Annotated in this window: 12 protein-coding genes; 5 read left to right on the top strand and 7 right to left on the bottom strand. The window is 42.4% G+C overall.

Annotation, left to right across the window (positions count from 1 at the left end):
- Positions 1-169: 169 nt before the first annotated feature.
- Together PSE7429_RS18100 and PSE7429_RS18095 are read left to right on the top strand one after the other, a co-directional pair.
- Complete coding sequence (locus PSE7429_RS18100) at positions 170-604, top strand: response regulator (RefSeq protein ID WP_009628766.1); 435 nt, start codon at positions 170-172, stop codon at positions 602-604.
- A 279-nt stretch (positions 605-883) separates the two neighbouring features.
- A complete protein-coding gene (locus PSE7429_RS18095) occupies positions 884-3,214 on the top strand; it encodes an EAL domain-containing protein (protein ID WP_009628765.1) in 2,331 nt (776 codons plus the stop codon).
- A 79-nt stretch (positions 3,215-3,293) separates the two neighbouring features.
- Here PSE7429_RS18095 and fabD read toward each other — a convergent pair whose 3' ends face one another.
- The 4 genes from fabD to arsB all read right to left on the bottom strand — a co-directional run bounded on the left by fabD (position 3,294) and on the right by arsB (position 6,579).
- Positions 3,294-4,175 (bottom strand): ACP S-malonyltransferase, encoded by an 882-nt coding sequence (fabD, locus tag PSE7429_RS18090; protein ID WP_009628764.1) that lies wholly within the window; start codon positions 4,173-4,175, stop codon positions 3,294-3,296.
- Positions 4,176-4,291: 116 nt separating this feature from the next.
- A complete protein-coding gene (locus PSE7429_RS18085; RefSeq protein ID WP_009628763.1) occupies positions 4,292-4,786 on the bottom strand; it encodes an HNH endonuclease in 495 nt (164 codons plus the stop codon).
- A gap of 309 nt (positions 4,787-5,095) precedes the next feature.
- On the bottom strand, positions 5,096-5,488 hold the full coding sequence (arsC, locus tag PSE7429_RS18080) for an arsenate reductase, glutathione/glutaredoxin type (RefSeq protein ID WP_009628762.1): 393 nt from the start codon (positions 5,486-5,488) through the stop codon (positions 5,096-5,098).
- Entirely contained in the window at positions 5,485-6,579 is a 1,095-nt protein-coding gene (arsB, locus tag PSE7429_RS18075; protein WP_009628761.1) for an ACR3 family arsenite efflux transporter, read from the bottom strand. The genes arsC and arsB overlap by 4 nt, the downstream gene beginning before the upstream one ends.
- Before the next feature lie 88 nt (positions 6,580-6,667).
- Between arsB and PSE7429_RS18070 the strand changes: the two genes are divergently transcribed.
- Positions 6,668-6,991 carry an ArsR/SmtB family transcription factor gene (locus tag PSE7429_RS18070; protein ID WP_009628760.1) on the top strand — a complete coding sequence of 108 codons (324 nt, stop codon included), beginning with the start codon at positions 6,668-6,670 and terminating at the stop codon, positions 6,989-6,991.
- A 109-nt stretch (positions 6,992-7,100) separates the two neighbouring features.
- Here the strand turns inward: PSE7429_RS18070 and PSE7429_RS18065 are convergent, their stop codons facing one another.
- Complete coding sequence (locus PSE7429_RS18065; RefSeq protein WP_009628759.1) at positions 7,101-7,565, bottom strand: DUF2214 family protein; 465 nt, start codon at positions 7,563-7,565, stop codon at positions 7,101-7,103.
- 115 nt (positions 7,566-7,680) lie between these two features.
- On the opposite strand from PSE7429_RS18065, the gene PSE7429_RS18060 reads away from it, so the two are divergent.
- Positions 7,681-8,103, top strand: coding sequence for a DUF2358 domain-containing protein (locus PSE7429_RS18060; protein ID WP_009628758.1), 423 nt, complete (start codon positions 7,681-7,683; stop codon positions 8,101-8,103).
- Between the two features lie 120 nt (positions 8,104-8,223).
- Positions 8,224-8,607, top strand: a complete 384-nt coding sequence (locus tag PSE7429_RS18055) for a diacylglycerol kinase (RefSeq protein ID WP_009628757.1) — start codon at positions 8,224-8,226, stop codon at positions 8,605-8,607.
- A 3-nt stretch (positions 8,608-8,610) separates the two neighbouring features.
- Here PSE7429_RS18055 and PSE7429_RS18050 read toward each other — a convergent pair whose 3' ends face one another.
- Together PSE7429_RS18050 and PSE7429_RS18045 are read right to left on the bottom strand one after the other, a co-directional pair.
- Positions 8,611-9,405: a TlyA family RNA methyltransferase gene (locus PSE7429_RS18050; protein ID WP_009628756.1), complete on the bottom strand. Its 795-nt coding sequence runs from the start codon at positions 9,403-9,405 to the stop codon at positions 8,611-8,613.
- Between the two features lie 291 nt (positions 9,406-9,696).
- On the bottom strand, positions 9,697-10,359 hold the full coding sequence (locus PSE7429_RS18045) for a TMEM165/GDT1 family protein (protein WP_009628755.1): 663 nt from the start codon (positions 10,357-10,359) through the stop codon (positions 9,697-9,699).
- Between the last annotated feature and the right edge of the window lie 569 nt (positions 10,360-10,928).

Here is a 10,928-nt window from a genome sequence, read left to right as displayed (position 1 = left end):
ATGGCTTACACAATACCGCCGCTTTGTTGACGGTTATTCAAACCTGTAAAGCTCAAGGTAAATCTGTCATTGATTTTTCCGTCAAGCTTTAATTGATCCTTCTTCTATTTCTCTCATTCCTATTCTTACCTGAATTCTTACCTATTTAGTAGTTACTAAGTCTGAATATATGGAACCCACTAGAATTTTGCTCGTAGAGGATGATCCTAACGATGTCGAACTCATCCAAATTGCCTTAGATAACTATAACTTTGTTAATAAAATTGATGTTGTATCAGATGGCGAGCAGGCAGTTCACTATCTATTTGGTCGTGACGGACAGCCCCCGACTCAGCCCTTACCCAAACTAGTGCTCCTAGACTTAAAACTACCTAAAATTAATGGCGTACAGGTCTTAGAAAGAATTCGCAAATCTCCCCGTACTCAAAATCTCGTCGTCGTTGTCATGACTTCTTCCGCAGAGAACAATGATTTAAAAGCTTGTTATGATTTAGGGGTGAATAGTTATATTGTTAAACCTTTAGACTTTCAACAATTCGTAGAAATGTCACAAAAAGTAGGATTTTACTGGATGATGCTCAACAGACTTCCACCTCTTGATTGATCCTAAATACCTCAGCATCATTAAAATCGAGATCTAAAACCTGCGGCGCACACGCAGCGTGCGCCGCAGGTTTTAAGGTTTTATATTTAATTAAGCCCGCTTACTTAACTTGTTTTCATTTAACTTGAAATACTATTAATTTAAGTAATTTTTTATATATACTTTGGTAGATGCTGAGTATGTAGTCGTGATTAAGCAAATAGTTTTAGATAGTTGAGAATAACTATAAACACCAACTCTAAACCTATACTTTTACGTTTGTAAACCATGGGAAACTTGATGCCAGAGTTTGGAAAATTTGCAAAATTAGAGGAGCAACGATCGTCACAATCGCTGAGAATTTTGATTATCGAAGATGTTGTTGCTGATGCTGAATTAACAATATTGGTTCTCGAATCATCAGGGCTATGCTTTACCTGCGACATCATCGCCACGGAGATCGAATTTCAGAGATATCTACAGGACAAATACTATGATGTGGTTCTGTCAGACTATCGACTACCTAGTTTTAATGGTTTACAAGCTTTTGATTTTCTCAAACAATCTGGACAAGATATTCCCTTTATTTTGATTACGGGAAGTCTTGGGGAAGAAGCGGCGGTTGAATGTATTAAGGCTGGGATGACTGATTACGTTTTAAAGGATCGGTTATTTCGTCTGCCTAGCGTTTTAGAAAGAGCCTTGCAAGAGTTTTCGTTACGGCGGCAGCAAAAAATGGCGATCGCCCAGATCGAGCAACAAGCATGGCGGGAGACGATCATCAATCGTATTGTCCAATCGATGCGGGAGACTCTCGTCTTAGATGATGTATTACAAACAACGGTGGATTTGCTGTACGAGGCTTTACAGGTGAGTCATTGTTTGATCTTTCAGCCAGACAGTTCGCAGCAAATGCGAGTATGTTACATCAGTAAAAATAATGCGTCTTATCGTGAGAATGTAATTGGGCTGTCCTGTGATTTTTATGCTCATTTTCGAGACGAGTTGATACAGGGAGAGCAGATCCCTCTGCATCGCATTACTGACGATCTCCCAGAGAAAATCAAGGATTTAGCCGCAAGGTATAGCATTCATTCTCTTTTGCTGACTTCTCTGTGTTACCAGCAGACCTACTTAGGGGGAATTAGTCTCTACCAATGCGATCGCGAACGAGTATGGTCGGACAATGAAATTTCCTTAGTTAAGGCGATCGCCGATCAATGTGCGATCGCCATTCATCAATCAGCACTCTATCAAAGTGCCCAATCAGAATTGTCAGAGCGCAAGAAAATGGAAGCCCAACTGCGGCACGATGCCTTCCATGACACTTTAACCAATCTCCCTAATCGGTCTTTGTTTCTAGATCGCCTCAACCATGCCTTACAACTATCCAACCGTCGCCTTTACCTAAACTCAGACAATTCTCCTGAACTGTTTGCCGTCCTTTTTTTAGACTTAGATCGCTTTAAGATGATTAACGATAGTCTCGGACATTTAGCGGGAGATCAGTTACTCAAGATTGTGGCTAAGCGTTTAGTTGCCTGTTTAAGGGGAGGAGATACCGTTGCCAGACTAGGGGGCGATGAGTTTGTGATGCTACTCGAAGAAATTGAAAGTGTTAACGATGTGATTGAAGTTGCCCAAAGGATTCAAGATTCGCTGAAAGTGCCCATCTTGATCGATGGCAATGAAATATTTATCAGTACGAGTATTGGCATTGCTCTGAACTCTGCTGGCTATACCCAGCCCGATCAATTGCTGCGTGATGCCGATACTGCCATGTATCGAGCGAAAGAACAGGGTCGCGATCGCTACGAAATCTTTAACCCTGCCATGCATACCGAAGCACTGAAAAAATTAAGGCTAGAGAACGATCTACGGCGAGCGATCGAGCGGCAGGAGTTATGTCTGCATTATCAACCAATTGTCGATTTGCAGTTACATAAAATCATCGGATTTGAAGCCCTCGTTCGTTGGCAACATCCAGAGCAGGGCTTGATTGCGCCTGCGGACTTTATTCCATTAGCAGAAGATGTCGGGTTGATTACAGCAATTGACTTTTGGGTATTGCATGAGGCTTGTTATCAATTAACCCAATGGCAGGCGCAATTTCCCATAGTGACAAAGCTGACGATGAATGTAAATCTATCGGCAAAACAGTTTACGAAGTCCGATTTACCCAATCAAATTGAGCAAATTCTTCAGGAATTTAACCTTGATAACAGTCGGCTCAAGATAGAAATCACCGAAAGTATTCTCATCGAAAAAACCACTTTAGCCTCGCAAATCTTACGCGAACTCAGCGAACGCAATATTCAAACCTGTATTGATGATTTTGGAACGGGTTATTCTTCGTTGAGTTATTTACATCGATTTCCAATTCATACGCTCAAGATCGATCGCTCGTTTGTGGCGCGATTAAATCAAAATCCTGAAGATGGCGAAATTGTGAAAGCGATCATTATTTTGGGGATAAATCTAGGCTTAACTGTAATTGCTGAAGGGGTAGAAACTCTCGACCAGTTAGAATTTCTGAGAGCTCATCACTGCCACGCAGGGCAGGGATACCACCTATATCAACCATTAGCGGCTGATGCGATCGCGACATTAATTAGTTCGCTAAGTGAGTGAGCTTAATTAAATATAAAACCCTAAAACCTGCGGTGCACGCGCAGCGTGCGCCACAGGTTTTAGATCTAGATTTTAGTCATTAAAAAGCGATCGCCTGTTCTAAGGTACTGATATTAACAAGGGCTAAGCTAGGAGCCGATCGCTTGACCAATCCTGTTAATACCTTTCCAGATCCCACTTCGATCGCCTGTTCGTATCCCTGCGCCGCAAGATACAAGCAGATTTCCCGCCAGCGGACAGGGGAAGTCATTTGTTGGCAAAGGCGATCGCGTAGTACCTGCCCAGAGGTCGTTGCATCATTTGGTTCAACGTTAGAAATAACCGAGATTTCGGCATCATTAAAAATTGTCTGTTCCAGCACCTTGGCAAACTTTGCTGCGGCTTCAGCCATCAACGGTGAATGAAACGCGCCACTTACAGCTAGTGGAATTGCCCGTTTGACCTTTACTCGTTCGCAGATAGATTTGACAGCGGCTGCGGTTCCTGAAATTACCACTTGGTCGGCGCTATTGTCATTTGCCAGAATTACATTTTCAGTTGCGGCGATTTCTGCTTCTAAGGCATGGCGATCGAAACCAATCAGAGCGGTCATCGCGCCACCACTCGCTTCAGCCATCAATAGCGATCGCTGCTTCACCAATTCTAAACCTGTGGCAAAGTCGATCACTCCCGCACAGTAGAGGGCATTGTATTCACCCAAACTATGACCTGTGACAGCATGAGGGCTTAAACCCTTGGTCTTTAATATATCGGTCAGAATTGCAGAAATCACGTATAGGCAAGGTTGGGTGAACTGAGTTTTGGCAAGTTCAGTGGCATCGGTCTGCACCTTTTCTAAAACCGACCAGCCTAAAATTTGTTCTGCTTTTGCAAACTTGTCCTTGCCTACTGTCTCAAGGTCTAAACCCATTCCTACAGCCTGAGAGCCTTGTCCAGGAAATATCCATACATTTTTGGTCATTTTTATTAAATATTTATTTATTTAAATAATTTTGTGTTTTCAAAGTTTACAGCGCTTTGCGCTGCATCAAAAGCCTATTAATTAACCGAAAAGGCTTGCTTAGCAAGCCTTTTCGGTTAATTAATAATATATTTTTGCCACTCGTCATGATTGCCCGATCGCAAATATTTAGTCACCTCAAAGTGCAAACCACTGTGGGGGCGGCGAGGCTGCTTGCGTAGAGGCATGGCTGCTTCCTTGGGGGTGCGATTGCCCTTTTTGACATTACATCGGACACAGGCGGTAATAATATTGTCCCAACTATCAACACCACCCCTCGATCGTGGTAACACATGATCGAGGGTTAGGTCATCACCTGTATGCCCACAATACTGACAGGAATGGGCATCACGGTGGAGGATATTGCGACGGGTAAGCGGAATTTCTTTGTAGGGAATACTGATATATTGCAGCATCCTAATCACAGTGGGCAAAGGCATTCCAGGATAGATCATCTTGCCATTATGTTCGACCTGTTCGGCTTTGCCTTTTATGAGCAAGACAATAGCTCGCTGCCAATTGGTAATGTTCAGCGGCTCATAGGATGCGTTTAGTACTAGGACTTTTGCCATTACTATCCAGCGAACTTACATGAGATGCTAGCACAGCTAACTCAAATCAGCCACAAAAATGTTTAGCGATCGCGATTTATCGCAATTTATTGCCTCTTTAAACTTTTTTATAAGTAGCTAGGCGCAATTAAATATAAAACCCTAAAACCTGCGGCGCAGCGTGCGCCGCAGGTTTTATATCTGGATTTTAATGATGCTGAGGTACTTAACGATCGCCAATGGTGTTAGGAAAACATAAAAAAATAAGAAGAAAAAAATAAGAAGAGAAGAGCGTCGCTCTTCTCTTCTTGAGGTAATTGCAAAAGATGTTTAATTGAGGGAATTAAGCAATTTTTGCACTCTTTCCTTTAATTCGTCACGCACTCTAGGAAAAATTTCGGGATTCTCCGCAGGATCGTCTAATTCCCAATCTTCAAATACATCTCTAGTCCACCATCGAGGTGGTAAAGATACACCGCAACCACAGAGGGAAATGACGATATCGAAGTCTTCATAATGAAATTCACTCAGGGCTTTAGAAGTGTGGTGGCTGATGTCAATGCCTACTTCTTGCATGACAGCGATCGCCTCAGGGCGAATTTGACTTGCTTCTAACCCAGAACTTGTTATCTCAAACTTCTCACCACCCAAAGCTCTAGCAAATCCCTCAGCCATTTGAGATCGGGCTGAATTCTTCTTACAGACAAACATAATACGTTTCATGATTTATGCTCTTGAATATCTTGAATGTTTTTTTGAATGGAATTTGGATCAAAGTAATTGCGCTTGAACCAAAACGCTAAATTTACGAGGCTAATTAATACAGGCACTTCGATCAAGGGACCAACCACAGCGACAAAAGCTGCCCCAGACTTAATGCCAAACACACCAACAGCAACGGCGATCGCGAGTTCAAAATTATTGCCTGCGGCGGTAAAGGCAACGCTTGCCGCTTTGTCGTAGTCCGCTTTGATGAGCCAAGCAAGATAAAAGCTGACTACAAACATCACCACGAAATAAATCAATAATGGAATCGAAATTTTGACAACATCTAAAGGGATTTTTAACATCAAGCTTCCCTTAAGACTGAACATCACCACAATCGTAAACAGTAATGAAATAAGGGTAATCGGGCTGATTTTGGGAATAAATACCTTCTGATACCAATTTCTACCCTTAGCTTTACTCAGGAAAAAGCGTGTCAAAAATCCTGCGATAAAGGGAATGCCGAGATAGATCGAAACAGTCTGTCCAATCTCGATGATGCTTACGTTGACTACAGTACTTCTTAAGCCAAATAGTGGCGGTAATACCGTAATAAAAATCCAAGCATAGAAGCTATAAAACAGCACTTGGAAAATGCTATTAAAGGCGACTAACCCCGCCGTATATTCAGAATTGCCCTTAGCGAGATCGCTCCATACCACTACCATCGCGATACATGGCGCAATCCCGATTAGCATCAAACCGACCATATATTCGGGCGAGTCTCGAAAAAAGGCGATCGCCAAGAGAAACATGAAACTCGGCGCAATTATCCAACTCTGAAATAGAGCCAGCGCTAAGATTTTGCCATTGCGAAAGACATCGCCTAATTCCTCATAACGCACCTTGGCGAAGGGCGGATACATCATTAAAATTAAGCCGATCGCGATCGGGATATTTGTAGTGCCAACTTGAAACCGCTCGATCAACTGATCGACCGCAGGGAAGAATGCGCCGATCGCCACACCTAAGACCATCGCCAGAAAAATCCAGAGCGTCAAAAAGCGATCGAGCATGGATAGCCTTTTAATCGACTTAGCTTGGGACATGAGAAGATCCTTAAATATCGATGGATATCAATATTGATATCCATCGATATATTGTCACGGAGATGAGATCCATGTCAATATAAATTTTATGAATCCAACTCCAACTACCTGCTGTCCACCACTCCTAAAAAGCCACCTTAACTCGGATGATGCCATCTATTTAGCAGAGATCTTTCGAGTATTAGGCGAGCCTGCCCGATTGCAAATCCTCAGTCTGATTGCGGCTCAGTCTAGCCAAGAGGTATGTGCTTGTGAATTAGTTGAATCATTAGGACTAGCCCAACCCACGGTGAGTCACCATCTCAAAGTTTTGTATGGGGCGGGTTTACTTAGCAAAGAACGGCGTGGAACTTGGATTTACTATCGCATTTTGCCTGAAAGGTTAGCGATGTTACGAGATGCCTTATCTTAATTTGAAAACCCTTACTAGATTTAGCTTTTCATTCACAAAAGTGTTGTCACCCTTTCGTGAATTGGGATAAGACATTAACTTAAAGTGTCGCAGGGCGACACTTTAGTGATTAATGAAACCAGTTTGCGCCGATACCTCTTGCCATCATGGAGGCGAGAAGCGGAATTAAACTAAAACCAAACAGTTCCACATGAACGATGGTTCTGAGGATTTTGATTTTTTCTGGACTTACTTCAGGGGGCTTTTCCGCACGGAGGTTTTTAATCCACATCAAGAAGGAAAAGGTAGGATATAACGATAACAAGCCAACTACAATAAACAAGGATATTTTCATCCAGAAAACTGGCTGGTGGGTGTAATATTCAGCGCCCTTCTCGAAATATAAAACCCTTAAAATTCCTGTTGTTAGGACGGTAATCCCTGCTAGTCCATAGATACTATCGGCAATGAGAACTCGCCATCCTTCTTTATTGGTTAGATCTTGTTTGAGCGTAAATAATTCCGTCGATAAGCTGGCAAAAATTAGCCCTAAGCTCAAATAATGGAGATAGGCAGCGATCGCATTAGCCCACATAGGATTCCTCTAGTTGAAAATTTCAGGTTCTTAAAGCAAAGCCATATCTAGCTTTGCGGAATCTCAAGGTTATCATCAAAGGATAGTTGCAAGTATTTCTGATAGGCGATCGCAAATGACCAATATCCTCGATATCATCAAGGCAGATTACGCGAAATTCCCTGAGGCGCAGACCTATAGCATCTATAACGAAGATGTTTATTTTAAAGATCCTGTCTATAACTTTCGCGGGATTAAGCAATATCAAAAAATGATCGGCTTTATTACCTTCTGGTTTAAGAATCTCAAACTCGAACTCCACGACATTACCCGTAACGACAATCTAGTTAAAGCTCGCTGGACGATGAGTTGGGATGCTCCCTTACCTTGGAAGCCTCGGATTAGTGTCACGGGTTGGAGCGATTTGACCCTTAGCAGCTTTCCCGATCCTTTAAACAATGGAGAAAGCGATCGCGAATTAATTATTTCCCATATCGACTATTGGGAATGCACCAAATTTGATGTGATTAAGCAGCATTTCGTTTTTAATTATCATTAAGGATATAAAGCCCAAAAGAGATGTGGAGGCGCTTAGCGCCTCCACATCTCTTTTGGGCTTTATATCTTTCGTTGCTATAAGATATGGGTGACTTTCTTTAATGCCCTTCTCTATGAACTTATGCCTAAACTACCCAAATCTAAATATGACCCGATCAGGAAGTTAAAAGTCATATTTTCAGGGCTTCATTTTGCCGTCTCTGATTTTAGCGTTGCTTACAAACTTGTTCTATCCGTTCCTATTTTTATCTTGACGTTTATTCTTCAGCAATGGGTTGATGTTACTTTAATTTTGCTGGCAACAGGCATGATGTTAGTGGCAGAGTTATTTAATAGTGCGATCGAAATTTTGTGTGATTTCGTGCAACCACAAGAGGATCGACGCATCGGGATTATTAAGGATATTGCCGCATCTGCGGCTGGTGTCAGTATTTTTGTATGGGCTGCAACAATACTCCTTGAGTCAAATCATCTTTGGAAATTATATAAACTATATAAAAGTTGATTATCAATAGGTCGTCATTGCCAGAATGTCCTCAAAACTAGGGACAGGTATTTCTGAAGCGCGATCGCTCAGCCATAACCAATATTCATAATTACCAGTCCGACCTTGAATCGGGGAAGGAGTCAAACCTTGAAATTGCCAACCTAAACCTTGAGCCGTCGCGAGAACATTGGCGATCGCCTCAGCCCTGATTTTGGGTTCGCGCACAATGCCATTTTTGCCGACTTGCCCCTTACCCGCCTCAAATTGGGGCTTCACAAGCAATAGCGTCTCACGGGGCGATCGCAACAGATGCCATAGGGAAGGCAAAATTTTTGTCAGCGAAATAAACGATAGATCCAAAACCGCAAAATCGGGAACGATATCGCCATCGGCATACAAATCTTCGGGCGTAAGATGCCTTAAATTGGTGCGTTCGCGCAACACCACCCGCTCGTCGCTGCGAATTTCCCAAGCCACTTGCCCATAGCCCACATCAATACCATAGACCTTGGTGGCTCCCTGCTTGAGCATACAGTCCGTAAAGCCACCCGTCGAGATGCCACCATCAAAACAAGTGCGATCGCGCAAATCCATGCCGAACTTAGTTAAGGCTCCTGCCAACTTTTCGCCGCCACGGGATACGAAAGGGGACTGCTGCTTCACCAAAATTACAGCATCCTCTTTGACTTCCATACCGACCTTATCAATCACCTGTTGATTGACCTGCACCCAACCAGCCCGAATGAACTTCTGAGCCTGCTCCCGCGATGGTGCAAGCTCCAAGTCAACTAATAAAACATCTAATCGCTTTTTCAAACCCTATCCAAACTCTCAAGCTTTAGCGCTGAGGCAAAAAATAATTTCATTAAAATAATCCCATTAAGTATCTAGGTGCAATTAAATATAAAACCCTAAAAGCTGTAGCGCACGCGCAGCGTTCGCCACAGCTTTTGACTCTGGTTTTTAATTATGCCCAGCTACTTAGTAATCTATCGCAATCCTAAATCATTTGTCCTTAGCTATGAAAGTTTTGATTAGGATAATTAATGGCGATGCTTTGCATCGCCATTAATCTTTTGGGTTGCGAATTATTTAAACCCTCGTATTTTAAACACCTTGAAAATAGGCTGCTAAACCAAAAATAATAAATAAAACCCCACCGATCGCCGTAATTATCTGTTCTGAAATCCTACCTGCGATCAGACTACCACCAACTACAGCGATCGCCGTACAGATCCCATGTCCCAAAATTGCGCCGAGAGTCACAAAAACTGGATTATAGGAAGCAGCTAGCGCGATCGTACTAATCTGAGTGCGATCGCCCCACTCGGCAATAAAGGTCATCACAAAAGCTTGCAGCCACAGTCTTAGCCAAGAATATTTCGCTAAAATATTTCTCAAAGACTTACCAAAGACGGGAATAGAGGCTAAGGCATTAGGAGAGTCTTGGGCTTCTATAAATTCTTCTGCTTCATGAACGATTTCTGTCTCCGACTTTGCCGACATCTTGGATGCGTCATAAAGTAACTTCAATCCCAACACAAGGAATAAAACAATCTCACCATAGTGAATGTATATTTTGGGGAATAAAGTCATTACCTGTCCTAAAGCAACAGATAGCACTGTCATCAGGGCAAGAGCCGCAAACACAGCCGCAAATACGGTACGGTGCGGATGACGCATCGCCAGAATTACGGCAATAAAAAATGTCTTATCACCTAATTCAGAAATGGTGATCAATAATAAACTTGCTGTAAAAGCGGTTAACACTCCAAAAAACTCCTTCAGGTGTCTGAAAAGTCCTGAATGAGCTTGAAGAGATACGCAAGACCTCACCAAGCTCACATCAGGTGTGAACTTAGTGAAAGTCTCGCTGCCAAGCTTTTACTTAAAAGTAATTAAAACTTGTTACTTGAACCAGGCGGTTAGCCAGTATGTTGACTCAAGTGGAATCACTTTTAGCTAAAAAAATTTGCTTTTTTGCTTAAAGTAAGTAGCTACTCCCTTTCATATAAATTAAGTTTACTATAGATCGATTCAAAAGATCGATTCAAAAAAACAGAGATGGTGCATTGCACCATCTCTGTTTTTATAGCTGTCGTTAAACGTACTAGAACATAAAACCCAAGAGTTGATTGGCGGCGCGGAGCGCCGCCAATCAACTCTTGGGTTTTGATAAGCATAATTAAAAAAATCCTAAAAGTTGTAGCGTACACTCCGCGTGCGCTACAACTTTTGGCTCTGGGCTTTAATTATGCCCAGCTATCTACTAACCAAAGCCCAAAATGGCAACGCCATTTTGGGAATCTCAAAACCTTACTGGGTTTGGTGTTTAATTC

The sequence above is a fragment of the Pseudanabaena biceps PCC 7429 genome, from assembly GCF_000332215.1.
In the GTDB taxonomy this organism is placed as follows: domain Bacteria; phylum Cyanobacteriota; class Cyanobacteriia; order Pseudanabaenales; family Pseudanabaenaceae; genus Pseudanabaena; species Pseudanabaena biceps.
Note: the sequence above shows the minus strand (reverse complement) of the source record. Positions and strands in the feature narration are given on the sequence as shown.

Excerpts from the sequence above, each read along its gene's own strand:
- PSE7429_RS18085 (WP_009628763.1), bottom strand. The coding sequence starts at position 4,786 with ATGGCAAAAGTCCTAGTACTAAACGCATCCTATGAGCCGCTGAACATT.
- PSE7429_RS18100 (WP_009628766.1), top strand. The coding sequence starts at position 170 with ATGGAACCCACTAGAATTTTGCTCGTAGAGGATGATCCTAACGATGTC.
- arsC (WP_009628762.1), bottom strand. The coding sequence starts at position 5,488 with ATGAAACGTATTATGTTTGTCTGTAAGAAGAATTCAGCCCGATCTCAA.
- PSE7429_RS18060 (WP_009628758.1), top strand. The coding sequence starts at position 7,681 with ATGACCAATATCCTCGATATCATCAAGGCAGATTACGCGAAATTCCCT.
- PSE7429_RS18055 (WP_009628757.1), top strand. The coding sequence starts at position 8,224 with ATGCCTAAACTACCCAAATCTAAATATGACCCGATCAGGAAGTTAAAA.
- fabD (WP_009628764.1), bottom strand. The coding sequence starts at position 4,175 with ATGACCAAAAATGTATGGATATTTCCTGGACAAGGCTCTCAGGCTGTA.
- PSE7429_RS18065 (WP_009628759.1), bottom strand. The coding sequence starts at position 7,565 with ATGTGGGCTAATGCGATCGCTGCCTATCTCCATTATTTGAGCTTAGGG.
- arsB (WP_009628761.1), bottom strand. The coding sequence starts at position 6,579 with ATGTCCCAAGCTAAGTCGATTAAAAGGCTATCCATGCTCGATCGCTTT.
- PSE7429_RS18070 (WP_009628760.1), top strand. The coding sequence starts at position 6,668 with ATGAATCCAACTCCAACTACCTGCTGTCCACCACTCCTAAAAAGCCAC.
- PSE7429_RS18095 (WP_009628765.1), top strand. The coding sequence starts at position 884 with ATGCCAGAGTTTGGAAAATTTGCAAAATTAGAGGAGCAACGATCGTCA.